Raw genomic sequence first — 23,274 nt, 5'->3', positions numbered from 1 at the left:
GCGCCCCTACGGGTGGTCGGCCGCGGCCACCGCGGGACCGGCGGCCGTCACCCGCGCGGGTCTCGCCAGCTCCGCGTTGAGCTGAGCGCCGACCAGGAGCGCCAGGTTGGACAGCCACAGCCAGATCAGGAAGACCACGACGCCCGCGAGCGACCCGTACAGGCGGTGGTAGGTGCCGACATGGGCGGTGTAGACGGCGAACCCGAGGGAGACGGCCAGCAGGAGCGCCACCGCCAGGGCGCCGCCGGGGGCCATCCTGCGCACCGGGCGGGAGACCGCCGGACCGGAGCGGTACAGGACGAGCACCAGGGCGACGGCGACCGCGGCCACGACCGGCCACCGCAGGGTGTCCCAGGCGGCCTGCGGCACGGTCCCCAGATTCAGCGCCCGGCCCAGACGCCTGGCCAGGCCACCGGTGAGCAGCAGCGCGAGGGTCGACGTGAGCAGCAGGAAGATCAGGACGAGGGCCGTGACGATGATGCGCGGAGCGGTGCGCCAGACCGGCCGGTGCGCGCTGGTCCGGTGTATGGAGTGCAGCGCCCGGCGGAAGACGCTCAGATAGCTGGACCCTGACCACAGGGCTCCCGCCCCGCCGAGGAAGACCAGGGTCCACGCCGCCGACGACTGCCCGGCCATCTCCCGCAGGGTGCTGCGCAGCAGATCGCGGGAGGCGAGCGGCGCGGCCTGCGCCATGCGGTCGATGACCTCCGGCTTGGCCGTGGGCACGGTCAGCCCCAGGATCGACAGGACCACCAGCAGCAGGGGGAACAGGGCCAGCACCGCGTAGTACGTCAGGGCGGCGGCCCAGTCCGTGACATCGTCGTTCCACACGGCCACCGGCGTCCGGCGCAGCGCCGCCCACCACCGGGCCGTGCGGCCGTCCGCATCGTCCATGACGCGATACTCCCACTTCCGCTCGTCGGGCAGCCCCGGCCGGCGCCCCGGTGCGGCACCCTCCGCCGCGCGTGCCGGGCCGCCCGCCCCCGGTATCCCCCCACCCCGTACCCGCCGCTCCCGGTCGCACTCCGCCACGGTGCCCCGCCGGAGGGCGTCGCGGTGTCCTGATCCGTGCGCCGGGCGCGGGGGAGGAGGTTTCGGCGTCGTACGGTGACGGGCATGAGCGCCACGCCGTCGGGCCGCCCGGTACCGGCGGTCCGACGGGCGCTTGCTGGAGGGGACATGGCTACCGGCACGGTGAAGTGGTTCGACGACGCGAAGGGGTTCGGCCTCATCATCCCCGACGAGGGTGGCGCGGAACTGCCCGTCCACTACAGCGAGATACGCGTGACCGACGGCTTCAAGTCCCTCGCCGAGAACCAGAAGGTCCGGTTCGAGGTGAAGGCGGCACCCGAGGGCCGGCAGGCCGTCGACGTCGTACCGCTGTAGCAACCGCGCGACGGCACGGACAGCGCCCGGCCGGGGACCGCGCCCCGCTTCCGGGCCGGCCCCGCCGGAGCGTACCGGCCGCCGGTGAACCCCCGGGAACAGGCGCTGCTTTCCGCCATGTCCGGGCGGCGGCCCCCACGGTGCCGGCGGCCGCCGCCCCTCTCCGCGCCACCGGAGCCGACGACCCGGCGGCGGTCAGGGCTTGCGGGCGATGCCGGCGTAGCAGGCGGCTTCGGCGTCGGTGAGGGTGTGGTGGGTCTCGTCCGGGTCGGGGCGCCAGCGCAGGACCGGCTGGAGGCCGGGATCGAGGAGGTCCCAGCCGGTGAAGAACCCGGTGATCTCCTCGCGCGTACGGGTCTGTAGCGGGGTTCCCGCCGCCTGGTAGATCGCGGTGAGCCGGGCGATGGCCTCGTGGTCGAAGTCGGGTGTGGCGTGACTGACGACGAGGACACTGCCCGAGGGCAGGGCGGCCTTGAGGTGTTCCACGATGGCGTGCGCGTCGTGGTGGTCGTCGGTGACGAAGTGCAGCAGGGCGTTGAGGCTCAGGGCGATCGGTCGGCCGAGGTCCAGCGTGGAGCGCAGGACGGGGTGGGCCAGCAGGGCCGCGGGATCGGTGACGTCGGCCGCCATGTAGGCGGTGGCACCGTCGGGGTGGCTGTGCAGCAGGGCCCGGGCGTGGGTCAGCACGATGGGATCGTTGTCGGTGTAGACGACGCGGGCCCCGGGGAGGACGCTCTGCGCCACCTCGTGCAGGTTGGGGGAGGTCGGGATGCCGGTGCCGATGTCCAGGAACTGGTCGATGCCCCGCTGGGCGAGGAAGCGGGTGGAGCGGCGCATGAAGGCGCGGTTGCTGCGCGCGGCGATCAGGGCGGAGGGGAAGGCCCCGATGGCCCGGGCCGCCGCTTCCCGGTCGGCGGGGAAGTTGGTGACGCCGCCGAGGAAGTAGTCGTAGATGCGCGCCGAATGCGGGCGGTCCAGTTCCAGGTCGATCACGTCGTGGTTCTCGTCCACCGTGCTGCCGTTGTCCATGCCCGCCCCCATCGTCGAACCCCGGATGACTCGCGGCGGCGTGGATCGCCACGATGCGCCACCCCGCCGTCACCCCGAGCTTCCCTCCCGACCCGTTCCCGGGACAACCGAGGGACCGGCCAGCGTCGGGGTGCGCACCCTCATCCCGAGGAAGTCCGAAATATGTGTTCGAAAGGCCGCTGGAGAATACGGGTGGGTAACCACGATGTCGCCGTCTGTGCAGAAAATCGGATGATGTCTTGCACAAGAGGGGGCTCATTCCGGTTGGCTGATGAGTGGGAGAGCCGATTTCCCACACCGACGCCGCCTCGATGTGGAGCGGCGCGGTGCCCAGTGAACAAGGACGCCAGTGGACATCGATCTGGTCACCGTGGTGCTCTGGGGGGCCGCCGCCCGGATCTTCATCCCCGACCTCCGACGGGCCGGCCGGCACCTGCTCGCCGTGGCCGTGCGCACCGGGGCGCACCACCTCCGTCAGCAGACCGCCTCTGCCGCGACCGCGACCTCCTCCGCTCTCGACGCCGCCACCCGTGAGGGTGAGGCGTGATGCACCCTCCCCTGGACGGCTCCCGCGGGCACCATTCCGAACCCCCGACCGCCCGCACCGGACGGCTGGCGTTGACCTTCGACGCCTTCCACGCCTACCACCGCAAGCTGTGGATGCGTTTCGCCCACACCCAGGTCGGCAGCCGCCCGGCCGCCGAGACGGTCGTGGACGCCGCCTGCCTCCGGTTACGCAACGCGTGGCCCCACGCCCTCGCACAGGAGTCGGTCCCGCGCTACGCCTGGACGGTCCTGAAGGAGGAGGTGCACCGCTGGCTCACCGAACGCGGCCTGCCGCCACAGGTCGGCGACGCCGCCTACCTCACCGCGGTCCAGAAGCTGCTGCTGCACGAGATGCGCGACGAACTGCGCGTCATCTCCCAGGAGATCGGCCTCTACGCCGCCATCTCCACGCTCCCCGAACGGCAGTACGACGTCACCATGCTGCGCTTCCTGCTCGGTATGGAGGAACCGGAGGTCGCCGACTACCTCGGGATCGACGTCGCCACCGTTCGCTCCCACATCCGACACGCCCGGCGTTCCCTCGCCAGGCAACTGCACATCCCTTACCAGGACAAGGATACGGAGAACTAGTGGCCCGCACCCAACACGGACCCGCCACCGACATCCAGACCGCCCTCGAAGCCGCCGAAGCGCTCACCGAGACCTACCGCGACTACGACACCGAGGCCGCCCTGCGCCGCGTCTCCGCCCTCGCCGAGCGCGACAGCGAACGGACCGGCACGACCCGTGTGCCCTCCCGCTACCCGACCGTCCACGAACAGGCCCAGCACGACCTGGACCTGGCCGTCAGCCTCATAGTCGACGCGCCCCAAGCCCGGCCCAGCCTCACCCGCCTGCTCGACTCCGACCCGATCGAACCCGAAGGCGCCCTGGTCTTCGCCGCCCTCCTCCACCTCGCCGGATACCGCGAACCCGCCCAGTTCTGGTTCGAGTTCGCCGCCGGCGCGGGCAGCCGCACCGCCGCCTTCTGCCTCTTCCTCCTGCACCAGCAACGCTCCGAACACCGAACCGCCGCCTACTGGCGCGCCCAGCTGAACGACTGCTCGCCCGTCCCGCCCCGCCCGGCACGCACCGCGACCCCGCACGCCCCCCTGCTTCCCGAGGGTGTACGCCACGATCTGATCAGCCGGTGCTGGCAGGGCCGCCGCCCCTGCCTGCCGCCCCGGCTCGAAGCCGTCATCCACGGCCTCCCCGTCGAACCCCTCGACGAGGACTTCGGCGAGATCCCCCGCCCCGACCACACCCTCACCCGCCTCCCCGTACAGGCGGTCACCTGAAAACGGCCCCGCGTTCGGTGCGTACGCGTCCCGCCGGACCCTCGCGGCGGGGGAGGTGATCGGCCTCACGGTGTGGAGGCACGTCGTGTGCCATACTTGCGTGTTTGCGTGGTCGTCGCGGTGGGCGATCCTGCTCGTCCGGTTCCGTCCGCGCACGGGCCACTCACTCCTGCCGGGCCTTCCTCGGTACGTTCCCCTGCGGAAGGCTTGTCATGAAGAACCCCCACGATTCCGGCATCGCTCACGGCGGCTCCGGCCGGCGCGAGACCACCACCCCGGACCCGGTCCCGGCCGTCTCCTTCGCCGATCTGGACCTGCCGGCGGCGGTGCTGCGGACACTGACCGACCTCGGAGTGCGCGAACCCTTCCCGATCCAGGCCGCCACCCTGCCCGACGCCCTGGCGGGACGCGACGTCCTGGGCCGCGGACGTACCGGCTCGGGCAAGACGCTCGCCTTCGGCCTGCCGCTGCTGACCCGTACCGTGGGGCGGCGCGCCGAACCCAAGCAGCCCCTGGCCCTGATCCTGGTACCCACCCGGGAGCTGGCCCAGCAGGTCACCCAGGCGCTGGAGCCGTACGCCGAGGCGCTGCGGCTGCGGATGGCCGCGGTCGTCGGCGGCATCTCGATCGGCCGGCAGATCGCCGAGCTGCGCCAGGGAGCCGAGGTGCTCGTCGCCACCCCCGGACGCCTGCACGACCTGATCGAGCGCAAGGCCTGCCACCTGGGAAGGGTACGGATCACCGTGCTCGACGAGGCCGACCAGATGTGCGACCTGGGGTTCCTGCCGCAGGTCGTCGACCTCCTCGACCAGGTGCGCCCCGACGGTCAGCGCATGCTGTTCTCGGCCACCCTGGACGGCGACGTCGACCAGCTGGTCCAGCGCTACCTCCGCGACCCCGTCGTCCACTCGGTCGACCCGTCCGCGGGCACGGTCACGACGATGCGGCACCACGTCCTGGTCGTCCACGGCCCCGACCGCTACGCCGTCACCACGGAGATCGCCGCCCGCGACGGCCGCGTCCTGCTGTTCCTCGACACCAAGCACGCCGTCGACCAGCTCACCCGGCATCTGCGGGCCAGCGGGGTGCACGCCGGGGCCCTGCACAGCGGCAAGTCCCAGCCGCAGCGCACCCGGACCCTGGCACAGTTCAAGGACGGCCGGCTCAGCGTTCTGGTGGCGACCAACGTCGCGGCGCGCGGCCTGCACATCGACGACCTCGACCTCGTGGTCAACGTCGACCCGCCCACCGACCCCAAGGACTACGTGCACCGGGCGGGCCGTACCGCCCGCGCCGGCGAGTCCGGCAGCGTGGTCACCCTCGTCCTGTCGGGCCAGCGCCGGGAGACGAGCCGGATCATGGCCGAGGCCGGCGTCGAGGCGACCGTCACCAAGGTCCGCTCGGGCGAGGCGGAGCTGAGCCGGATCACCGGCGCCAAAGCCCCCTCCGGTACGCCGCTCGACGGCGGGCCCGCCGTCCCCCGGCCCAAGAACACCAACGCTCCCTTCCGCGGCCTCGGCACCAGCAAGGACGCCTCCCGCGGCGCCGGTGGCAAGTCGCGCAAGGCCGGGGAGGCCCGCAAGCTCGCCGAGGCCCGCAAGGCAGCCCTGATGCGCCGCAACGGCTGAGCACCGTCGCCCTGGCCGCGGCGGCGGCAACCCCCGGTCCCGTGCCGCCCGGTGCCCCGCACCCCGCCCGGCATGACAAGCTGTGCTTGCCCATCCCCGAACCCAGGAGGTCACCATGACCGCAGAGCCCGTATCCACGGAAGGTTCGGAGCCGGCTGACCCGGAGACGTCCTCTCTGACGCCGGACAGCGACGGCAACTACGACCTCAAGCGCAAGTTCCGCGAGGCCCTGGCGCGCAAGCGCGGCGCCCAGGCGGACGCCGCCGACGTGGCCGCCAACCCCGACGCCTCCAAGGTGCGCGCGGCGCACGGCCCGGCCGCCAGCCAGCGGTCGTTCAGGCGCAAGAGCGGCGGCTGAGCCGAGGCGACGACGAACACGTACGGGGGAGACACGGTGGGCTCGGACGGCTGCCAGGTCGAGACGGGCAGGACAGGGCGGGACGGGCGGACCTCGGCCCGGTCGCGCTGCTGAGGAACACGCCGGGGCCGCTCTCCTCCTCCCCGCTCGACCCCCCGTCCCGCCTGGCGTTGCCGGCCGGGCGCGGGGGCGGTACGGCGATCGCGGCGGCCTCGCTCCTCGCTCCTCGCTCTCGCCACGGGTCGCGGCCCGGGCACCGCCAGCCGCCCGACGAGCCACCCGGTGCGGGACACCGGCATCACGGCCGCGCCGGGCGAACGCTTCACGCTCACCGTCGACCAGAACGCCTCCACCCGCGAGTACTGGTACCTGGTCGGCCCCCGGCCCGACAGCGCGGTGCTGGTCAGCCGAGGCCGGCACTACGCGTCGGAGACCGGCGACGAGCCGGCGGCCGGTGCCGGCGGCCGACTCACCTTCACCTTCGAGGCGAAGGGCAGGGGAACCACCCGGTTCACGCTGCCGCACCGCACGTTCACCACCTGCCGGGGCAACACCTCCACCGTGCCGCCGGCGTCGGCCGCGGAGCCCTCCGCCACCCCGACCAGCCCCCTCCCGGGCCCCGGAGCGGATCACCTACACCGTCACCGTCGCCTGAGCCGCGCACGGTGGCCCTCCTCGCCGACGCCCGGTACCGCCCTTCGGAGGCGAAGGAGCGCCGGATCGCTTTCGAGCAATCCGGCGCTCCTGGCCGGCGCCGCGGGGATCATGGCCCAGCTGGCGATGCAACGCCCGGTCGTGCTGGCGGACATGGTCGGAGTGGACCTCATGGTCGGGGGGAGGCCATGACCATCCGGGAGCGGGTGGGGCGCGTCGAGATCACGTGGTCGACGGTGCGGCCCGGCGCCCCCGCGGCGAGATCCTCGACCGGGCCAGGTCGACGACGGGCAAGAAGAGGACGGGTTCCTCACCCCCTGAGTCAGGGGGTGAGGAACCCGCACTCATCAGCGGCGCCAGAGGTCAGCGCTTGAACATGTCCTTGATTTTTTCCTTCGCCTGGCGTGCGTCGCCCTTGGACTTCTCCGCCTGGCCCTTGACGACCATCGGATCATCGACAACGGCTCGTCCCGTTGCCCTCTTGAACTTCCCCTTGGCCTGCTCGACCTTGGCCCTGGCCTTCTCACCCGCCGACATGGCAGACGCGCCTCCTGGCGTGATCATTCGTGCACCCGGGTTTCCCGGACAATTCGCGTATGCCCGGACTTGTCCCCCGTAAACAGTGAGGGGACAGCGGCCCCGCCCCCCGCGTAGCGGTCAGGATGGCTGGACGCGGTCGAAGTGGGCGAGGGCTTCGGCGGGGTTCGGGCCGACGAGGCGCTCCAGGCCGGCTGTCGTGATCTCCGCCCATCTGCCGGCCCGTGCCCACATCCGTTCCTCGAAGGCGCGGACGGCCTCGTGCAGATCCTCGGGCCCGGTGGCGACGGCCTCGGCGAGTTCGGCGCCTTCCAGCAACGCGAGGTTCGCGCCCGCCCCCAAGGGCGGCATCAGGTGGGCGGCGTCGCCCAGCAGCGTCACCCCGGAGACGTGGGGCCAGGTGTGGGAGACGGGCAGGACGTAGAGGGGGCGGTGTACGAAGGCGGTGCCGTGGTGGAGGAGGTCGAGGACGGGAGCGGCCCAGCCGTCGAAGAGGGTCAGCAGGCCCGCTCGCACGGCCTCGGCGTCGGCCGGGTCGAGGGCTGCCTGCCAGTCCAGCGGCGCGCGGAACTGGGCGTACACCTTGACGTGCCCGCCGCTGTTGCGTTGGGCGACGAGTTTCCGGTTCACGCCGTACACGGCCAAGGAGCCGTCGCCGATCAGCCGGGCGAGGTCGGGGTGGCGGGTGTCGACGTCGTCCAGGGAGGTCTCGACCGTGGTGACGCCGGTGTAGTGCGGCGTCACCGGCGAGACCGCCCGGCGCGTCCGGGACCAGGCGCCGTCCGCGCCGACCACGAGGTCGAACGTCTCCTCTCGTCCGTCCGCGAAGTGGACGAGTACGCCGGCGCGGGTCCTCGGCACCACCTGCGTCACTTCCCGCCCCCACCGGACGTCGAGCGGGCCGAGCAGCAGGTCACGCAGTTGCCCGCGGTCGATCTCGGGATTGGCCCGGTCGTCCGGACGGGGCCGCCAGTCGCGCAGCACGGTCCCGTCCGGGTCGAGGATGCGCATGGCCTGTCCCTCGGGGCGGGACAGCGCCTGGAACTCCGCCAGCAGCCCGGCCTTGTCGAGTGCGAGCTGACCCAGGCCTTCGTGCAGGTCCAGCGTGCCGCCCGGAGGGCGGGCGTCGGGTGCGGGATCGCGTTCCAGCACGGTGACGTGGTGGCCGTGGCGATGTAAGACGCGGGCGAAGGCGAGGCCGCCGGGACCGCCTCCGACCACCGCTATGCGATGTCTCATGTCGATACAGTGTATTGCGCTGATACAACGCATCGCAACAGTACGATACGACCATGACTGTGTGGGACCGGCCCGAGCCGCCGACTCGCCCCGTGCCGCTCGACCGGGAGCGGATCGTCGCCGCCGCCGTCGCGCTGGCGGACGAAGGTGGGCTGGAAGCGGTGTCGTTGCGCAAGGTCGCCGCCCGGCTGAACGCCGGCCCGATGCGGCTGTACGGATACATCGCCACCAAGGAGGAACTGTTCGACCTCATGGTGGACGAGGTCCAGGTCGAGATCCTCCCCGAGGAGCAGTCCGGTGACTGGCGGGAGGCGCTGCGCGTCCTCGCCCACCGCACCAGGCGGGCCGCTCTCCGTCACGAATGGCTGGCCGACCTGCTCGGCGGCCGCCCGACCCTGGGCCCGAACGGTCTCGCCGTGACCGAGGCCAAGCTGGCCGCCCTCGACGGCCTCGCCGACGTCGACACCGTGATGCGCGCCGTGGAGACCGTCAGCGCCTACTTGATCGGCGCGATCAGGCGCGAGATCGCGAACCTGCGGGCGGAGCGCGCCACCGGCCTGTCCAAGCGCGACTGGCAGCGCGCCTCCGGCCCGCACGTGACGAGGATGCTGGCCACGGGCCGCTTCCCGGCGCTGGCCAAGGCGGTGTACGACGGCACGGACGTGGACGCGGAGGCGTCGTTCGCGACCGGCCTGGACTGGGTCCTCGACGCCGTGGCCGCCAGACTCGCCCGGCCGCCCGCATGACGCCCGACTCCCGCCGCACGTGAGCGAGTACGCCGTCGAACCGGCGGCCGGCGAACGAGACCTGTGCGGGGCGTGCCGGGCCCGCGGGCGCGGTCAGAACCAGTGCAGGCAGTGCGGGGAGCGCTCGCCGCGGAAGAGCGCGTCGGCCAGGGCGGCTGCGCCCGAGTGGTGGGCCCGGATGTGGCCGGCCCGCACGAGCGTGCTCGGGGTGGTGCCGCCGAGGTAGACGGAGCCCAGGTCGCTGATGTCCAGGGACAGGTCGGGCTGCCGGTCCGTCGGGACGCAGTCGGCCCTGCCGTCCCGGACGGTCAGCAGGTAGCGGTCGCGCCGGCCGAGGAACGGGTCGTCGACGTCGAGGACGAGCTCGCCGTCCGTGAACCAGCCGCGCGCGGTCAGCGCCCGCGGAACGTCCAGCAGCCGTACCCACAGCCAGTCGGTGCGGCCGCTCACCTCACCGGCGCGCAGGTCCGCGAACTGCCAGGGGAGCGGGTGATCGGGCGGGACGTGCTTGAACACGACGTGCGAGACCAGGTCGTGTCCCAGAACGAACCGGGCCAGGGCCGTGAAGACGGCGTCGTCGGTCGCGATGGTCTCGTCGACGGTCAGGGTGCCGGAGTCGATCGAGTAGCTGGCGTACCCGTCCGGGACGCCGTGGACGTCCCGGTGGACAGCGACGTAGCGCGGCGCCGGTGAGACCGGGGGCTGCCCCGCGCGCAGGGCCCACCAGCGGTGCGGCCGGGACAGCGCGCCGGGCTGGACGCGGCGGTACCGGTCGTAGACCTCCTCCAGGAGGTCGCCGCACTCGGACCGACGCAGTACCTCGACCGGGCTGTGGTCCGGGCCGGCCGCCGGTGCGGGGGCCGCTCCGCGCGCCCGGGGAACGGCGAGGGCGGCCCGGTGGCGGGGCACCTTCAGCCGCGTCGTGAAGGTCGCCGGCCCGTAACCGAACCTGCCGTAGATCGGCGCCTCGGAAGCCAGCAGCACGGAGAGGAACTCCCCGCGGGCCCGCAGCTCGGCGAGCTGATGGAGCATCATCGCGCTGACCACGCCCCGGCGCCGGTGGGAGGGCAGGACGCCGACGGCGGTCACCCCGGCGGCCGGGACGACGACCCCGCCGGGCAGGGTGAGCTCGAAGGAGTGCGCGGCGGCGGTGCCGACGGGCCGCCCGTCCGCCGCCAGGGCGAGCATGCCGCGCTCCATCTCGAGCGCCGACCACCAGAGTCCGCCGCCCTCGACGGGGGTTTCCGGGAAGCGCCCGAACGCGGCATGCACCGTGTCGACGAAGACATCGAGGTCCTCGTCGGTCGTGGGTCGGATCTCCACCGCTGCTGCCTCCTCGGGATACCGGCACCACGACTGCTGGTGTCTGGCCACAGTGCAGCGTCGACCCGCGCGCAGGGCAAGCGATTTACGGCCGGGCTGCCCGGCCGGGTCGGCGGCGGCCGGGCCGGTACGCCTCCGGTGCCGGGCGCCGTCGCGGCAGCCGGCGCCGAGGGCGTACGGGGACGGGTGCCGGTATCTAGCGCGGGGCCACGGCCGGCGGCGTTTCGGCCGCAGGAGTGTCGCGCAGGCCGAGCCGCAGGTGCTCGACGTGGAAGAGGGCTTGTTCGAGGAGCTCGGCGACGTGGTTGTCGTAGAGGGCGTAGACGATCGACCGGCCGCGGCGTTCCCCGGTGACGAGGCCGAGATTGCGGAGCAGGCGCAACTGGTGGGAGCAGGCCGAGGCTTCCATGCCCACGGCCTCGGCGAGGTCGCCGACCGCACAGGGACCTTCCTGGAGACGGGCCAGGATGTACAGCCGCGAAGGGGTTGCCAGGGCCTGGAGGGTGGCGGCCACGTCGGTGGCCCCCGCGGCGTCCAGGCGCTCGCGTGGGGTGACGCGGTTGCTGTCGTCGGCTCCGTGACCCATGACGCCCATCCTACCGACCACATATGAAGATGTGTTCAGGTATTCCTGTATGGTGGACGTGTCGCCGCCTTCCGCCCCGAAGGGTTGTCTTGTCATGCCTGCTGACCTGCTCCAGCGGCCCGGACGGGCAGCTCCGACCGCCTCGGGTCAGGCACCGGGGCACCGTACGCGGGTGTTCGCCCTGGCCGAGGCGCGCTGGGCCGCCGCGGCGCTGGTGCTGTTCCTGCTCGCACTGCCGCTCCAGCTGACCGGCGTGCCCGCCTGGGCGTGGGGCCCGCTGTACGCCGCCGCCTACGTCACCGGCGGGTGGGAGCCGGCCCGGGCGGGGCTGACGGCGCTGCGGGAGAAGACCCTGGATGTGGATCTGTTGATGATCGTGGCCGCGATCGGCGCGGCCACGATCGGTCAGGTGATGGACGGCGCCCTGCTGATCGTCATCTTCGCCACCTCCGGCGCGCTGGAGGCCCTGGCGACCGCCCGCACCCAGGACGCGGTACGCGGTCTGCTCGACCTCGCCCCCACCACGGCCACCCGTCTGGCCGACGACGGGAGCGAGTCGACGGTGGAGACGCGGGACCTGGTGGTCGGGGACACCATCCTGGTCCGGCCCGGTGAACGGGTCGGAGCGGACGGCCGCGTGCTGGAGGGCGCCGGCGAGGTCGACCAGGCCACGATCACCGGGGAGCCGCTGCCGGTTGCGAAGCAGACCGGGGACGAGGTCTTCGCCGGTACGCTCAACGGCACCGGGGCTCTGCGGGTGAAGGTCGAGCGGGACGCCTCGGAGTCGGTGATCGCCCGCATCGTGGCGATGGTCGACGAGGCCTCCCGGACCAAGGCGCCCACCCAGCTGTTCATCGAGAAGGTCGAGCAGCGCTACAGCCTGGGCATGGTCCTGGTCTCCCTGGCGGTCTTCCTCGTCCCCCTCGCGTCCGGCGCGGACCTGACCGGCTCGCTGCTGCGTGCGATGACCTTCATGATCGTGGCCTCGCCCTGCGCGGTGGTCCTGGCGACGATGCCGCCGCTGCTGTCGGCGATCGCCAACGCCGGCCGCCATGGCGTCCTGGTGAAGTCCGCCATGGTCATGGAACGACTCGGGCAGGTCGACGCCGTCGTCCTGGACAAGACCGGCACCCTCACCGAGGGCACCCCGCGCGTCACCGACATCCGCCCGCTGTCCGGCTCCGGACTGACCGAGGACGCCCTGCTCGCGTTGGCGGCCGCCGCGGAACACCCCAGCGAGCATCCGCTGGCCCGCGCCGTCGTCGACGCCGCCCGCGCCCGCGGTCTGGCCATCGCCGACACGCGGGACTTCACCTCCACTCCCGGTGTCGGGGCCACCGCCACCGTCGACGGCCGCACGGTGACGGTCGGGGCGCCCACCCGCCTCCTCGACGGCCGCGAAGACACCGGCTCGACCCGCGCCGGCAAGGTCGCCGCCGACCTCGAGGAGGGAGGCCGCACGGCCGTCCTGGTGCTGCGCGACAGCGTGCCCGTCGGGGTCCTGGGCGTCGCCGACCGGCTGCGTGCCGATGCCGCCGTGACCGTCGCCGCCCTGACCACGCTGACCGGCGCCACCCCGATGCTGGTGACCGGCGACAACCCCCGCGCCGCCGCCCGTCTCGCCGCCGAGGTCGGCATCACCGGCGACGACGTCCACGCCGGTCTCCTGCCCCAGGACAAGGTCGAAGCCGTACGGCGCCTTCAGGCCGGCGGCCGCAGGGCCCTCGTCCTGGGCGACGGGGTCAACGACGCTCCCGCCCTGGCCACCGCCCATACCGGCATCGCCATGGGCCGCGCCGGTTCCGACCTCGCCCTGGAGACCGCCGACGCGGTCGTCGTCCGCGACGAACTCGGCACTGTTCCCAAGGTCATCGCCCTCTCACGGGCAGCGCGCCGCCTGATGGCGCAGAACCTGGCGATCGCCGCGGTGTTCATCTCCGGCCTGGTCGTCTGGGACCTGGCGGGCCACCTCCCGCTGCCGCTCGGTGTCCTCGGCCACGAAGGCTCGACCGTCATCGTCGGCCTCAACGGGCTGCGTCTGCTGCGTGACGCCGCCTGGGACCACGCCGCGGAGGTCTCGCGATGAGCCGCCGCGCCAAGAAAGGCACCCCGGCCTCCGCGGCGGCCCGGCCCACCGTCACCGTCTGCCGCGGCTGTTGCTGCGGCACCCCGGCCAAGGTGCCGCACTTGGACCACGAGGCCCAGCTCACCGACCTGCGCACCCGGCTGGCGGGAGTCGCGATGGTCCGGCGGACCGACTGCCTGGACGCCTGCGAGCGCGCCAACGTCATCGTCATCCAGCCGTCCGCCGAGGGCCGCAAGGCCGGCGGGCGCCCGGTCTGGCTCGGACAGGTCAACGACTCCGACGCCGCCGCCGACATCACCACCTGGGTCGAGAACGGCGGCCCCGGCCTCGCCGAGGCACCCGGCATCCTCGACCTCTACGCCTTCACCCCCTCACGCCGCGTGCGCCAGGAACTCGAAGACTGACCGCCCCCGGCCGGCCCGCCCGCGCACCCCGGCCCCACGCGCGCCGCGGCCGCGGCCGTCCGAGGCGTACGGCGCGAAGCTCACGGAGCTGACACCTCAACCGATGCCGATGCCGAGGGCGGTGAGCAGGCCCAGGGCGAGGGTGACCACGGCGAACAGACCGTGGGCGAGGACGACCACGACCGGGAAATGAGGTTCGGCGGGGACGCTCTCATCGGCTCCCGGGGCCGTCGTGGCGGCCGGTGCCGCGACGCCGGCGCGGTCGCGGTGGACGGGGATCCAGCGGGCCAGCATCACGAAGCCCAGCAGGGCGACCGGCAGGAGGAGACCGAACGAGGTCCAGGCCAGGGCGCTCCTGTCGGCGACGACATAGCCGATCCAGACCACCAGTCCGATCGCGGCCAGGGCGAAGTGCCCGAACAGAACGGGTGCGGGCAGGCGGCTGGTGCCGGACCGCTGCTGGCGGATGCCGCCGCGCCGGATCCAGGTGCTGAGCATGTAGAAGCCACCGAGGGCGGTGACCACCCAGGTGATCAGTGCGGCGATGTGCGGTTACGAGCCCGTCCGGGAAGCCCCCGACCGGCTCCGGCTGCGCAACTGCCCGTTCCACCCACTGGCCGCGAAGGCGCCCGACCTGGTGTGCGGCATGAACCACGCCTTCCTCAGCGGCTTCCTCACCGGTCTGGAGGTCAACGGGATCCAAGCCGTGCTGAGCCCCGAGCCCGGGGAATGCTGCGTGCGGCTGGGCCCCGATCCCACCGATCGTGATGACCGGAAGCCCCGGGACCACTGACCCGGCGCCGGCCGCCCGCGCCCGCGGACCACCGCCCGGACGCACGACCCCGCCCACCCCGAACCGGACGGGCGGGGCGCACCGGTCGCTCGGCACTCGCCCGAGCTGGGGAAGACGCCCGTTCCCGGCGTTCCAACCGGAGCAAGCCATGTTGACCACGCACATCCTCAAACCGCGTGACCGCGCCACGGAACCCGTGACGCACCCGGGCACCGGACCCATGGTGACCGCCGCCGACTGCGGGCTGCTGCTCATCCGGCTCACCTTCGGCCTGCTGATGGCAGCGCACGGCGCGCAGAAGGTCTTCGGCCTCTTCGGCGGCCCGGGCCTGACGGCGACCGGCAAAGGGTTCGCTGCCCTCGGCTACACCCCGGGGAAACTCTTCGCGGTGATCGGGAGCCTGTCGGAGCTGCTCGGCGGCCTCGGCCTGGCCCTCGGCCTGCTGACACCGCTCGCGGCCGCCGCGCTGATCGGCGTCATGATCAACGCGATGGTCACGGTGACGAGTGCCCACGGTCTGTGGGAGACGGGCGGCGGCGTGGAGTACAGCGTCTGCATCGCCGTCGTAGCCCTGGCTGTCGCAGCCACCGGTCCGGGCCGACTGGCTGCCGACCGCCTCTTCCGCTGGGGTGACGGCGGCTGGGCGGAAGCCGCCTTCGCCCTCGGCCTGGGCGGCATCGCCGCGGCGATCGCCCTCAGCGTGTGACCCGAACACCGCCTCCCCACGGCGGCCACTCCGTCTGCCTCCCCACGGTCAACGGTCCCCCCTCGACGCGCCTGCCCCTTGCTTTCACAGCTTGAAGCGGATGTGTCGGCCCGCCCGGTGCTACGGCGAGGTGGGCGGGTGCGGGGAGCGGAGCACGAGGAGGGTGATCTCGCTGGGGGCGAAGACGCGGAACGGCGGGCCCCAGAAGCCGGTGCCGCGGCTGGTGTAGAGGAGGGTGCGGGTGCCGTGGCGGCTGAGACCGGCGAGGGCCGGCTGGTCGATGCGGACCAGGTGGTGGAAGGGCCAGATCTGGCCGCCGTGGGTGTGGCCGGAGAGCTGGAGGTCGATGCCGGCGGCCGCCGCCCGGTCGACGAACTTGGGCTGGTGCGCCAGGAGCAGGACGGGCAGGTCCGGGTCGGCGCCGTTCAGGGCTCCGTCGAGATGGGCGCGGTGGCCGGCCAGACCGGAGGACTCGGCGGTGACGTCGTCCACGCCGGCGACCACCAGGGTGTCGCCATCGCGTTCGAGCAGCAGGTGGCGGTTGCGCAGCGGCTCCCAGCCCAGCTCGCCCATCAGGTCGACCCAGCCCTGGGCCTCGCTGTAGTACTCGTGGTTGCCGGTGACGTACACACGGGCACGCGTGGCCCGCACGGTACCGAGGGGGAGGGCCTGGGCGCGGCGGCGTTCGGCCGTGCCGTCCGCGATGTCGCCGGCGTGGCAGACCAGGTCGGCTTCCAGGCTGTTCACCGTCTCGCACACCCGCGCCGACCAGCGGGCGCGATCAAGCGGGCCGTAGTGGGTGTCGGTGATGAGGACGACACGGGTGCCGTCCAGCCCGGCACCCAGTCGGGGGAGCCACACGTCGAGTCGGCGCACGCGTGGCACACGGCGGGCCTCGACGTACCCCCAGGCCAGGAGCACGGCACTGACACCGAGGACGACCCAGGTGACGATCCGGGCCCGGTCCTCGCTCCCGCCGACGCCGGCCACGGTCAGGGCGAGCCGCAGGAGGACGCCGAGCAGAGCGGACCAGGTGAACAGGATCCAGCTCGTGCCCAGCAGGGTGTCACCGATGATCGCCGCCCGGTCCCGCTGGCGCCGGCCGTGGCCGCGCGTCATGGCGAGCGGCATACCGATGAGGCCGAGGACGAACAGGGCGGTGCCGGCCGCCGTGACGGGCACCGGCCAGTGCTGGCCGGTGTACAGGAGCACCCAGCAGGGCACGGCCCACAGCAGGACGGGGGCGATCAGGGGGAGGTAGCGCATCAGCCGGTGCAGTCGGCTCGGCCGCGGCGCCCGCGCTTCGCTGTCGGCGGGTCGGGTGTTGTCGGTGGCGGTCATGCTTCCCCTCCCTGACCAGGCGGCCGTCCCGCGCACTGTATCCGGTCGCCCTCGGACGGGCCGGACCGGCGGTCATGGCGGCGGCCCTTGGGGCGAAGGCCGGTCCCTGGTCGTGTACACGACCTTGGACCGGCCTTCGCCGCCCGCCTCCCCCGTCCGCCGCCCGCCGCGATCCGCGGTGAGCCCGGCGCGCTCGCGCGCGCTTCTGGCCTGCCGCCCGGACCGCCCGGTCGCTCATCCGACGCAGGAGACCCGGCTCACCCACTGGGACAGCGTGAGCGATGTGGCCGGGCCGCTTCGGGCCGCACCGTGCCGGCGGCACCGGTGCCGTGAGCCATGGCGGCACCCGGACGAGCCCGCCAGGCACGACGGCTGCTGCCGGCCGGATTCATGCGCCAGGGCCTTGCGGAGCAGGAACAGGTGTGCCGGCGCGGTCGTGAGGCAGTGATCTCCGTCGCGGGAGTCGGGGAGGGCGCGGACCGTGCTCGTTTCGTCGGGATCCGTGACGCCGAGTACGTGTCCTGGGAGCAGGTCGCCGTTGGTGCGGCAGTCCTGGGCGGAAGTGAGCATGGTTGCTTCCCTTCGTGCCGGGAGGAGATCGCGCTGTCGACGGGGGCCGGTGTACGGCGGGTGCTCCGCTACGACAGCTCCGTTCATACCTTCACCATCGCCCGGCGACCGCCCCTCGCGCGTCGTCCCCGTGCAGCGATTCCCGGGTACCACGGCCGCGGTATCCGGCAGGCCGGGCTACGACGGGGCCGGAACGCGGTCCGCAGCCGCGCCGGCGTTCATCCGGTCACTGACGGACGCGTCGCCTTGGTGGCCGGGCTGACCAGGCCGTATTGGTAGGCGATGACCACCAGCTGGGCCCGGTCGCGGGCGGCGAGCTTGGTCATGGCCCGGTTGACGTGGGTCTTCGCCGTCAGCGGGCTGACGAACAGACGTTCGGCGATCTCGTCGTTCGACAGACCCAGCGCCACCAGCCCCAGGACGTCGCGTTCCCGCGGCGTCAGGCATTCCAGCCGTTCGTGCACGGCTGCCGTGCACGGTTCCGGCTGCGCCAGGAACCGCCTGATCAGCCCTTGGGTCGCCGAGGGCGAGAGCAGCGCGTCCCCCGCGGCGACCGTGCGGACGGCGTCGAGCAGCTCCTCGGGCCGGGCACCCTTGCCGAGGAATCCGCTCGCGCCCGCCCGCAGCGCCTCCGCGACGTACTCGTCGTCCTCGAAGGTGGTCAGGATCAGGACCTTTACCGCCGCGAGGTCCTCGTCCTCGCCGATCAGCCGCGTGGCGACGAGGCCGTCCGACTCAGGCATGCGGATGTCCATCAGGATCACGTCCGGTCGCTGCGTCCTGGCCAGCTCCACCGCCTCCCGGCCGTTGGACGCCTCGCCCACGGTCTCCATGTCGTCGGCGGAGTCGAACAGCATCCGGAAGGTGCCCCGCAGCAGGGCCTGGTCATCGGCGAGCAGTACGCGGATCGTCATGCCCATCTCTCCTCGGCGTCCCGCCCGATCGGCGCCACGATCGCCGCGCCCGGCCTCAGCGGCAGTTCGGCGGTCACGGTGAAGCCCCCGCCGGGGCGCGCCACGGCCTCCAGCTTTCCCCCGACGCTGACCGCGCGCTCGCGCATCCCGATGAGCCCGTGGCCCGTCCCGGGGTGGGGCTCGTGCGGTGCGGCGCGCCCGTCGTCCTCGACCGTGATCGTCAGCCATCGGGGCCGGTAGTGCAGGTCCAGGCGGGCGTGATCGGCGCCGGCGTGCTTGCGCACGTTCGTCAGGGCCTCCTGCACGATGCGGTACGCGGCCAGGTCCACCGCCGGCGCCAGAAGTTCGGCCGTGCCGTGCCGCGTGTGCCTGACGGACAGGCCGACCCGCTCGAAGGACGCCAGAAGCTCCGGTACCTGCGCCAGGCCCGGCATCGGATCCCGCGGCGCTTCGGGATCGTCGGACTGCCGCAGGAGCCCCACGGTCACCCGGAGTTCCTCCAGCGCGGACCGGCTGGTGTCCCGGATGCCCTCCAGCGCGGTGACCAGCTGCTCCGGCCGCCGATCCAGCAGGTGCACGGCGACACCGGCCTGCGCGTTGATCAACGCGATGTGGTGGGCGACCACGTCGTGCAACTCGCGCGCGATCCGGACCCGCTCGGCCGCCACCCGCTGCCGCGCCTCCTGCTCACGTGTCCGCTCCGCGTTCTCCGCCCTCTCCTCCACGGCCGCCACGTACGCCCGCCGTGAGCGCACCCCGTCACCCACGGCGGCGGGCAGGGCGGTCCAGGCGAGCATCGCCGCGTTGTCCGGGGCGAGCCATGAGCCGGGGCCGAACATCATGGCCGCCCCGACCAGCAGGACGGCCGAGGCCGACGTCACCATCCAGGTGGTCCGCCGGTCGGTGCGGACGGCCACGGTGTAGACGGACACGATGACCGGGCTCGTCACCAGGGGACTCTCCCGAACCCCGAGCACCTGGAAGACCACCCCGCAGGCGATCGCGGTGACCAGTACGCCGAACGGGTGGCGATGACGCCAGAGCAACGCGAAACAACCGACCGCCGCCAGCACCACGGCGGACGGGCGGAACAAGATCCGGTGCTCGTGCGGGATGACGGAGGCGGCCACGACCGACAGCACGAACAGCACGACCGGCCCCAGCACGTCCAGCGTGCCGACCGGGGCGCCCACTCCTCGCCGCCAACCGTTGATCACTGCCACGCCACCACCGTAGGGTCGACTCCCGCGTCCCGCTGGCTCGCCATCGCCGTTCACCACCACGGAAGCGTCCGATCGGCCCCGGACGCGACAGCCCGCGCGGGCCCGAGGAAGGCCGCTGCGCGGCGGATCGCCGCGCGGCTCTCCATCACACTGGGCGCCGCGCTCGATATCGAGAAGGCCGGTGTTCGGGTCGTGGCTGAGGGCGAGGCGACGGCGCGTCCTGGGAGAGGCGCCCGTGAGCCGGGACCGTCGATCTACGGCAGGTGCGAAGCGGGCGGGGTGTAAGAGTTCACCTTCGGTCTGTTCTTCGTGCTGCGGGTGCGGGCGCGTGTGGCCCGTTCTGGGGTCTCCTCGCTCGTCTCGAACCCCAGTACGACGCTGTAACCCTCGCGGGCACGCTGTAGGCCGAAGTCCCGCAATTGCTCGACGCTGGTTCCCACGGTTCCCACCAGGCCGTGCTTCACCAACTCCGCGAACTCTGAGCCGACGAGGTAGCGGCCCACCCTTTTGTAGCTGAAGACGCGCCCACCCCTGCTTCCGAGCGTGGCCCGTCCTCCGTGAGGCCAAGGCGGCCTGGGAATCCACCTGTGCCCGCATGACCGCACTCCAAGAGGAGTTGGACTGGCAGGTCTACTCCCTCTACGACCTCCATCCCTCCGCCCGTTCTACTGGAGGGCACGAGGCGTGGGCCGGCTGGGACCACCGGGAGCAGGCGCAGGCCCTCGCCACGTATTCCACCAACACCGCGCTGACCACCGAGGAGATCCCCCGTTCCTCGCCGGCCTGCTGGAGCTCCAGCCGTGGCTGTGCCAGTGGCACAACGAGTTCGACCTGCTCTACAGCGACTCCCCGGCGGACTTCTTCGCCGGTTACCGCCAGCAGAAGCAGGGCGAGCACGGACTCACGGACGACGACCTCCGTAACTGGCGTCCTCAGGCCGCGACCCGAGGTCGTCGCGCAACAGTGAAGCAGTAGCCAGGAGTAGATCGATCTCGGTCGGTTCAGGGGCCACCCGGTGCTCAAGCGGGTGGCCCTGTTGCCGCATGCGCAGCTCCGCCCACACGGTCTTGCCCGGGGCAGCCCGGCGAGGGCTGACGCCCCAGTCGTCCGCGAGCGCGGCGACCAGGACCAGACCCCGGCCGGACTCGGAAAGCGAGTCGGTTGCCGGGGGACTGGCCGGAGGCCGCTTCTCGGCGCGGGTGTCGGTCACCTGGATGCGGAAGGTCTCCTCGGCCAGGGTGAGTTGAAGATGGAAGTCCCGGCCGGGGACGTGGCCGTGGCGTACGGCGTTGGCGGTGAGTTCCGCTGTGATGAGGGTGAGCGTCTCGTTGACCGGAGTCGCGTAGGGGTGGCCCCAGTCGTCCAAGCGGTGCGAGACGAGTCGGCGGGCGAGACGGGCACCGCGCGGCGTTGAGGTGAAGCGCAAGGTGAACTCAGGTTCGGGTGCGGAACGCTGTGGCATATGCCCATTCGGGGGAGTCGCGGACTTCATAGGGTCGACGGTCGTGGACTCTGCGTAGCGTTGACCAGGAGCGATGCGCTGACGGGTAGGGGCTGTACACGCGGGCGGTGCGCTTGTACCTGGTGTTGGGCGTGACCGGTCCCCGGGCCCCGAGTTGGCCGACTGGGCGGTTGTACGAGAGGAGCTGTGGCGTGGACGCCGAGGTTCAGCAGCCGGAGTACGAGGTCGGGACGGGCATGCTGTGCGTGTTCGGGCGGCAGTTGAAGCTGTTCCGGGAGCGAGCGGGCCTGGACCGCGCGAGGCTCGGGTCGCTGACCGGGTACTCGGCCTCGACGATCGCATCGTTCGAGCAGGGGAGACGTATCTCGCCACCGAAGTTCATCGACCAGGCCGATGAAGTGCTGAACGCGGGTGGGGTGTTGAGTGCGAGCAAGGAGGAGGTGGCTCGGGCTCAGTATCCGGCGTTCTTCCGGGACGCGGCCAAGTTGGAAGCCGAGGCGGTCGAGCTTCACGTGTACGCCAACCAGGCGGTGCCTGGACTGTTGCAGACGGAAGAGTACGCGCGGGCGGTGTTCATCAACTGGCGTCCTCTACTGCATGAGGACGTGGTCGAGCAGAGGGTGACGGCGCGCTTGGTGCGGCAGGAGATTTTCTGCCGCACGCAGTTGCCTACCCTCAGCTTCGTCATCGAGGAGTCGGTATTGCGTAGGCCACTGGCAGGGTGGGGCGTCATGCGAGGGCAGTTGGAGCAGATTCTGCTCCATGGACAGCGGCGTAACGTGGAGATCCAGGTGATGCCGACTGAGCGGGACGAGCACGCCGGACTGGCTGGTCCGTTCACCTTGATCGAAACGAAGGAAGGGCGGAGGATCGCGTACGTGGAGGCTCAGCAGGACAGTCGCCTCTACACGGCGCGGAAGCCAGTCCGGGAGATCGAGGAGCAGTACGGACTCCTTCGGGCCCAAGCACTCACTCCGCGCGAGTCGCTGGCCTTCGTCGAGAAGTTGCTTGGAGAGAGATGAACGTCGAACAGCATGTTTCTGAGTCGACCTGGTTCAAGAGCAGTTACAGCAGCGGAGCAGGTGGCGAATGCGTCGAGGTCGCCACCCGTCCCGCCAAGGTCCACGTCCGCGACTCGAAGGACACCGCCCGCGCCGCACTCGCCGTAGAACCCACGGCGTGGGCCGCCTTCGTGGAGTACGCGGCACGCTGACGGAGATGGCGCCGATCGCAGGGCCTTCCGGCGGGCGCGTGCTCGCCGAGGGCCCTGCACATCCCGTCTCCACAGCACACCTTCAGCAGCCCAGCGTCTTGCTCGTCGGGTGCCCACGCCGGCGTAGGCGCCACGGCAGCCAAGTCCGCCCACAGGCGCTCGGTTCGCGACGGCGGCCGCCTTCCCGGGGGTGATCGGCATCGTGGTGGAGCCAGCCCTCATGCCACCGTCGCACACATAGCGAGGTGTCAACGGAGCTGATACATGTCGGCCCGTGGAGCGCGGAGTTACTGTAAGTTCCTGCCATGAAGCAGGGTAAAGAGGTCGAGAATCCCGAGTCGCGTTTCTTCGCGGTGCTGCTGGCGGCGGCGAAGCTTCCGGGTGTGCGGATTCACAGGGAGGCGTACCTCCGAAGTGCGCTGGCTCGCCACTGCTCCGAGGATGAGGTCCGGCGGGCGATAGATGAGACTCCCGCTGCCGCGGGCATCACTGTCGAGGTCCTCGACAAGGCCGCCAACGACTCCATCCGCTACGAAACCGCCAAGGTCAGCGCTCTCTCGGCCGCCGCAGGCATACCCGGCATCCTCGCCCTTCCCGCCACCGTGCCCGCCGACTTGGCACAGTACGTCGGCCACATGCTGCGTATCGCGCAGAAGCTCGCCTATCTCTACAGCTGGCCCGATCTGTTCTCCGACGAGGGCGATGACGTCGATGACGCGACCGTGGGGGTGCTCACGCTGTTCTTCGGCGTGATGTTCGGTACCCAGTCGGCGAACGCCGCTGTGGGAAAGGTCGCGGGGATGATGTCGGAGCAGGCCGCCAAGAAGCTGCCTCAGAAGGCGCTCACCAAGGGCGTCATCTATCCCATAGTGAAGAAGGTCGCGACCTACGTCGGCGTCAAGATGACGAAGGAGTCGTTCGCGAAGACCGTCTCGAAGGCCATCCCCCTCGTAGGGGCTGCCGTTTCCGGCGGGCTCACCTTCGCGACCTACCTCCCGATGGCCAAGAGGCTCAAGAAGCACCTCGCCGACCTGCCACTGGCGGACCCGTCGTACCGAGTGGGGGAGGAGGACATCGTGGACGGCGAAGTCGTGGAAGACCACGAGACCTTCGTCCCGGCGCACGCCGAACAGCACGGCGCGGACACCACTGCCGTCAAGCTGGAGGAACCCAGGTCCTGACGCCGCGAGCGCCCTTTGAGTGTTCAAGGTCCCGGCCTTCCGACTTCGACC

The 23,274-nt window shown here is 72.0% G+C and carries 27 protein-coding genes and 1 pseudogene; 16 read left to right on the top strand and 12 right to left on the bottom strand.

Annotated elements, in window-relative coordinates:
* Positions 1-6: 6 nt before the first annotated feature.
* Positions 7-894: a YihY/virulence factor BrkB family protein gene (locus tag ACIQVT_RS05240; protein WP_403747709.1), complete on the bottom strand. Its 888-nt coding sequence runs from the start codon at positions 892-894 to the stop codon at positions 7-9.
* Between the two features lie 285 nt (positions 895-1,179).
* Here ACIQVT_RS05240 and ACIQVT_RS05235 point away from each other — a divergent pair, with 285 nt between their 5' ends.
* A complete protein-coding gene (locus ACIQVT_RS05235) occupies positions 1,180-1,386 on the top strand; it encodes a cold-shock protein (protein WP_403747704.1) in 207 nt (68 codons plus the stop codon).
* A gap of 195 nt (positions 1,387-1,581) precedes the next feature.
* Here the strand turns inward: ACIQVT_RS05235 and ACIQVT_RS05230 are convergent, their stop codons facing one another.
* Positions 1,582-2,415 carry an SAM-dependent methyltransferase gene (locus tag ACIQVT_RS05230; protein WP_403747701.1) on the bottom strand — a complete coding sequence of 278 codons (834 nt, stop codon included), beginning with the start codon at positions 2,413-2,415 and terminating at the stop codon, positions 1,582-1,584.
* A gap of 349 nt (positions 2,416-2,764) precedes the next feature.
* On the opposite strand from ACIQVT_RS05230, the gene ACIQVT_RS05225 reads away from it, so the two are divergent.
* The 6 genes from ACIQVT_RS05225 (at position 2,765) to ACIQVT_RS05200 (ending at position 7,091) form a co-directional block, all read left to right on the top strand.
* Entirely contained in the window at positions 2,765-2,962 is a 198-nt protein-coding gene (locus ACIQVT_RS05225) for a hypothetical protein (RefSeq protein WP_403747699.1), read from the top strand.
* The gene (locus ACIQVT_RS05220) at positions 2,962-3,552 is read left to right on the top strand and encodes a sigma-70 family RNA polymerase sigma factor (RefSeq protein WP_403747696.1); all 591 of its coding nucleotides are present in this window, start codon (positions 2,962-2,964) and stop codon (positions 3,550-3,552) included. The genes ACIQVT_RS05225 and ACIQVT_RS05220 overlap by 1 nt, the downstream gene beginning before the upstream one ends.
* Entirely contained in the window at positions 3,552-4,259 is a 708-nt protein-coding gene (locus tag ACIQVT_RS05215; RefSeq protein WP_403747693.1) for a glycoprotein, read from the top strand. The genes ACIQVT_RS05220 and ACIQVT_RS05215 overlap by 1 nt, the downstream gene beginning before the upstream one ends.
* Before the next feature lie 212 nt (positions 4,260-4,471).
* Positions 4,472-5,887, top strand: a complete 1,416-nt coding sequence (locus ACIQVT_RS05210; protein ID WP_403747691.1) for a DEAD/DEAH box helicase — start codon at positions 4,472-4,474, stop codon at positions 5,885-5,887.
* 115 nt (positions 5,888-6,002) lie between these two features.
* The gene (locus ACIQVT_RS05205) at positions 6,003-6,245 is read left to right on the top strand and encodes a DUF5302 domain-containing protein (protein ID WP_403747689.1); all 243 of its coding nucleotides are present in this window, start codon (positions 6,003-6,005) and stop codon (positions 6,243-6,245) included.
* Between the two features lie 282 nt (positions 6,246-6,527).
* Entirely contained in the window at positions 6,528-7,091 is a 564-nt protein-coding gene (locus tag ACIQVT_RS05200) for a protease inhibitor I42 family protein (RefSeq protein WP_403747687.1), read from the top strand.
* A 171-nt stretch (positions 7,092-7,262) separates the two neighbouring features.
* Here ACIQVT_RS05200 and ACIQVT_RS05195 read toward each other — a convergent pair whose 3' ends face one another.
* Together ACIQVT_RS05195 and ACIQVT_RS05190 are read right to left on the bottom strand one after the other, a co-directional pair.
* Positions 7,263-7,436 carry a CsbD family protein gene (locus ACIQVT_RS05195; protein WP_403747684.1) on the bottom strand — a complete coding sequence of 58 codons (174 nt, stop codon included), beginning with the start codon at positions 7,434-7,436 and terminating at the stop codon, positions 7,263-7,265.
* A gap of 120 nt (positions 7,437-7,556) precedes the next feature.
* A complete protein-coding gene (locus tag ACIQVT_RS05190; RefSeq protein ID WP_403747681.1) occupies positions 7,557-8,675 on the bottom strand; it encodes an FAD-dependent oxidoreductase in 1,119 nt (372 codons plus the stop codon).
* A 53-nt stretch (positions 8,676-8,728) separates the two neighbouring features.
* Between ACIQVT_RS05190 and ACIQVT_RS05185 the strand changes: the two genes are divergently transcribed.
* On the top strand, positions 8,729-9,421 hold the full coding sequence (locus tag ACIQVT_RS05185; RefSeq protein ID WP_403747678.1) for a TetR/AcrR family transcriptional regulator: 693 nt from the start codon (positions 8,729-8,731) through the stop codon (positions 9,419-9,421).
* 93 nt (positions 9,422-9,514) lie between these two features.
* Here the strand turns inward: ACIQVT_RS05185 and ACIQVT_RS05180 are convergent, their stop codons facing one another.
* Positions 9,515-10,744, bottom strand: a complete 1,230-nt coding sequence (locus ACIQVT_RS05180; RefSeq protein ID WP_403747676.1) for a GNAT family N-acetyltransferase — start codon at positions 10,742-10,744, stop codon at positions 9,515-9,517.
* 196 nt (positions 10,745-10,940) lie between these two features.
* The gene (locus ACIQVT_RS05175) at positions 10,941-11,330 is read right to left on the bottom strand and encodes an ArsR/SmtB family transcription factor (RefSeq protein ID WP_403747674.1); all 390 of its coding nucleotides are present in this window, start codon (positions 11,328-11,330) and stop codon (positions 10,941-10,943) included.
* A gap of 94 nt (positions 11,331-11,424) precedes the next feature.
* Here ACIQVT_RS05175 and ACIQVT_RS05170 point away from each other — a divergent pair, with 94 nt between their 5' ends.
* Positions 11,425-13,416: a heavy metal translocating P-type ATPase gene (locus tag ACIQVT_RS05170; protein ID WP_403747671.1), complete on the top strand. Its 1,992-nt coding sequence runs from the start codon at positions 11,425-11,427 to the stop codon at positions 13,414-13,416.
* The gene (locus tag ACIQVT_RS05165; RefSeq protein ID WP_403747668.1) at positions 13,413-13,820 is read left to right on the top strand and encodes a (2Fe-2S) ferredoxin domain-containing protein; all 408 of its coding nucleotides are present in this window, start codon (positions 13,413-13,415) and stop codon (positions 13,818-13,820) included. The genes ACIQVT_RS05170 and ACIQVT_RS05165 overlap by 4 nt, the downstream gene beginning before the upstream one ends.
* A gap of 96 nt (positions 13,821-13,916) precedes the next feature.
* On the opposite strand, the gene ACIQVT_RS05160 is transcribed toward ACIQVT_RS05165, so the two are convergent.
* Entirely contained in the window at positions 13,917-14,345 is a 429-nt protein-coding gene (locus ACIQVT_RS05160; RefSeq protein ID WP_403747666.1) for a hypothetical protein, read from the bottom strand.
* Between ACIQVT_RS05160 and ACIQVT_RS05155 the strand changes: the two genes are divergently transcribed.
* Positions 14,338-14,613 (top strand): hypothetical protein, encoded by a 276-nt coding sequence (locus ACIQVT_RS05155; RefSeq protein ID WP_403747664.1) that lies wholly within the window; start codon positions 14,338-14,340, stop codon positions 14,611-14,613. The two genes, ACIQVT_RS05160 and ACIQVT_RS05155, sit on opposite strands and share 8 nt — an antisense overlap.
* Positions 14,614-14,761: 148 nt before the next feature.
* On the top strand, positions 14,762-15,319 hold the full coding sequence (locus tag ACIQVT_RS05150; RefSeq protein WP_403747661.1) for a DoxX family protein: 558 nt from the start codon (positions 14,762-14,764) through the stop codon (positions 15,317-15,319).
* Between the two features lie 120 nt (positions 15,320-15,439).
* Here the strand turns inward: ACIQVT_RS05150 and ACIQVT_RS05145 are convergent, their stop codons facing one another.
* The 4 genes from ACIQVT_RS05145 to ACIQVT_RS05130 form a co-directional block, all read right to left on the bottom strand.
* Positions 15,440-16,660 carry a metallophosphoesterase gene (locus ACIQVT_RS05145; RefSeq protein ID WP_403747658.1) on the bottom strand — a complete coding sequence of 407 codons (1,221 nt, stop codon included), beginning with the start codon at positions 16,658-16,660 and terminating at the stop codon, positions 15,440-15,442.
* A 788-nt stretch (positions 16,661-17,448) separates the two neighbouring features.
* The gene (locus ACIQVT_RS05140; RefSeq protein ID WP_403747655.1) at positions 17,449-18,144 is read right to left on the bottom strand and encodes a response regulator; all 696 of its coding nucleotides are present in this window, start codon (positions 18,142-18,144) and stop codon (positions 17,449-17,451) included.
* Positions 18,141-19,367 carry a sensor histidine kinase gene (locus tag ACIQVT_RS05135; RefSeq protein ID WP_403747653.1) on the bottom strand — a complete coding sequence of 409 codons (1,227 nt, stop codon included), beginning with the start codon at positions 19,365-19,367 and terminating at the stop codon, positions 18,141-18,143. Before ACIQVT_RS05135 ends, ACIQVT_RS05140 begins: the two co-directional genes overlap by 4 nt.
* Positions 19,368-19,621: 254 nt before the next feature.
* On the bottom strand, positions 19,622-19,807 hold the full coding sequence (locus tag ACIQVT_RS05130; RefSeq protein ID WP_403747650.1) for a hypothetical protein: 186 nt from the start codon (positions 19,805-19,807) through the stop codon (positions 19,622-19,624).
* 245 nt (positions 19,808-20,052) lie between these two features.
* Here ACIQVT_RS05130 and ACIQVT_RS05125 point away from each other — a divergent pair.
* Positions 20,053-20,342, top strand: a pseudogene (locus ACIQVT_RS05125) (DUF7008 domain-containing protein); the annotation flags it as partial.
* On the opposite strand, the gene ACIQVT_RS05120 reads toward ACIQVT_RS05125, so the two are convergent.
* Complete coding sequence (locus tag ACIQVT_RS05120) at positions 20,269-20,829, bottom strand: ATP-binding protein (protein ID WP_403747647.1); 561 nt, start codon at positions 20,827-20,829, stop codon at positions 20,269-20,271. The pseudogene ACIQVT_RS05125 and the gene ACIQVT_RS05120 sit on opposite strands and share 74 nt — an antisense overlap.
* A 191-nt stretch (positions 20,830-21,020) precedes the next feature.
* Between ACIQVT_RS05120 and ACIQVT_RS05115 the strand changes: the two genes are divergently transcribed.
* The 3 genes from ACIQVT_RS05115 (at position 21,021) to ACIQVT_RS05105 (ending at position 23,223) form a co-directional block, all read left to right on the top strand.
* The gene (locus tag ACIQVT_RS05115; protein WP_403747644.1) at positions 21,021-21,851 is read left to right on the top strand and encodes a helix-turn-helix domain-containing protein; all 831 of its coding nucleotides are present in this window, start codon (positions 21,021-21,023) and stop codon (positions 21,849-21,851) included.
* Entirely contained in the window at positions 21,848-22,042 is a 195-nt protein-coding gene (locus ACIQVT_RS05110) for a DUF397 domain-containing protein (protein WP_403747640.1), read from the top strand. Before ACIQVT_RS05115 ends, ACIQVT_RS05110 begins: the two co-directional genes overlap by 4 nt.
* Positions 22,043-22,347: 305 nt before the next feature.
* Complete coding sequence (locus tag ACIQVT_RS05105; protein WP_403747633.1) at positions 22,348-23,223, top strand: hypothetical protein; 876 nt, start codon at positions 22,348-22,350, stop codon at positions 23,221-23,223.
* The last annotated feature ends 51 nt before the right edge of the window (positions 23,224-23,274 follow it).

Origin of the sequence: Streptomyces sp. NPDC100445 (assembly GCF_044759735.1) — a bacterium.
In the GTDB taxonomy this organism is placed as follows: Bacteria; Actinomycetota; Actinomycetes; order Streptomycetales; family Streptomycetaceae; genus Streptomyces.
This window is presented reverse-complemented; position numbering and strand designations above follow the sequence as displayed.

What these genes read in the sequence shown, in the direction of transcription:
- ACIQVT_RS05240 (WP_403747709.1), bottom strand. Translation starts at nt 894, where the DNA reads ATGGACGATGCGGACGGCCGCACGGCCCGGTGGTGGGCGGCGCTGCGC.
- ACIQVT_RS05235 (WP_403747704.1), top strand. Translation starts at nt 1,180, where the DNA reads ATGGCTACCGGCACGGTGAAGTGGTTCGACGACGCGAAGGGGTTCGGC.
- ACIQVT_RS05230 (WP_403747701.1), bottom strand. Translation starts at nt 2,415, where the DNA reads ATGGACAACGGCAGCACGGTGGACGAGAACCACGACGTGATCGACCTG.
- ACIQVT_RS05220 (WP_403747696.1), top strand. Translation starts at nt 2,962, where the DNA reads ATGCACCCTCCCCTGGACGGCTCCCGCGGGCACCATTCCGAACCCCCG.
- ACIQVT_RS05210 (WP_403747691.1), top strand. Translation starts at nt 4,472, where the DNA reads ATGAAGAACCCCCACGATTCCGGCATCGCTCACGGCGGCTCCGGCCGG.
- ACIQVT_RS05205 (WP_403747689.1), top strand. Translation starts at nt 6,003, where the DNA reads ATGACCGCAGAGCCCGTATCCACGGAAGGTTCGGAGCCGGCTGACCCG.
- ACIQVT_RS05195 (WP_403747684.1), bottom strand. Translation starts at nt 7,436, where the DNA reads ATGTCGGCGGGTGAGAAGGCCAGGGCCAAGGTCGAGCAGGCCAAGGGG.
- ACIQVT_RS05190 (WP_403747681.1), bottom strand. Translation starts at nt 8,675, where the DNA reads ATGAGACATCGCATAGCGGTGGTCGGAGGCGGTCCCGGCGGCCTCGCC.
- ACIQVT_RS05185 (WP_403747678.1), top strand. Translation starts at nt 8,729, where the DNA reads ATGACTGTGTGGGACCGGCCCGAGCCGCCGACTCGCCCCGTGCCGCTC.
- ACIQVT_RS05175 (WP_403747674.1), bottom strand. Translation starts at nt 11,330, where the DNA reads ATGGGTCACGGAGCCGACGACAGCAACCGCGTCACCCCACGCGAGCGC.
- ACIQVT_RS05170 (WP_403747671.1), top strand. Translation starts at nt 11,425, where the DNA reads ATGCCTGCTGACCTGCTCCAGCGGCCCGGACGGGCAGCTCCGACCGCC.
- ACIQVT_RS05165 (WP_403747668.1), top strand. Translation starts at nt 13,413, where the DNA reads ATGAGCCGCCGCGCCAAGAAAGGCACCCCGGCCTCCGCGGCGGCCCGG.
- ACIQVT_RS05150 (WP_403747661.1), top strand. Translation starts at nt 14,762, where the DNA reads ATGTTGACCACGCACATCCTCAAACCGCGTGACCGCGCCACGGAACCC.
- ACIQVT_RS05145 (WP_403747658.1), bottom strand. Translation starts at nt 16,660, where the DNA reads ATGACCGCCACCGACAACACCCGACCCGCCGACAGCGAAGCGCGGGCG.
- ACIQVT_RS05140 (WP_403747655.1), bottom strand. Translation starts at nt 18,144, where the DNA reads ATGACGATCCGCGTACTGCTCGCCGATGACCAGGCCCTGCTGCGGGGC.
- ACIQVT_RS05120 (WP_403747647.1), bottom strand. Translation starts at nt 20,829, where the DNA reads ATGCCACAGCGTTCCGCACCCGAACCTGAGTTCACCTTGCGCTTCACC.
- ACIQVT_RS05110 (WP_403747640.1), top strand. Translation starts at nt 21,848, where the DNA reads ATGAACGTCGAACAGCATGTTTCTGAGTCGACCTGGTTCAAGAGCAGT.
- ACIQVT_RS05105 (WP_403747633.1), top strand. Translation starts at nt 22,348, where the DNA reads ATGAAGCAGGGTAAAGAGGTCGAGAATCCCGAGTCGCGTTTCTTCGCG.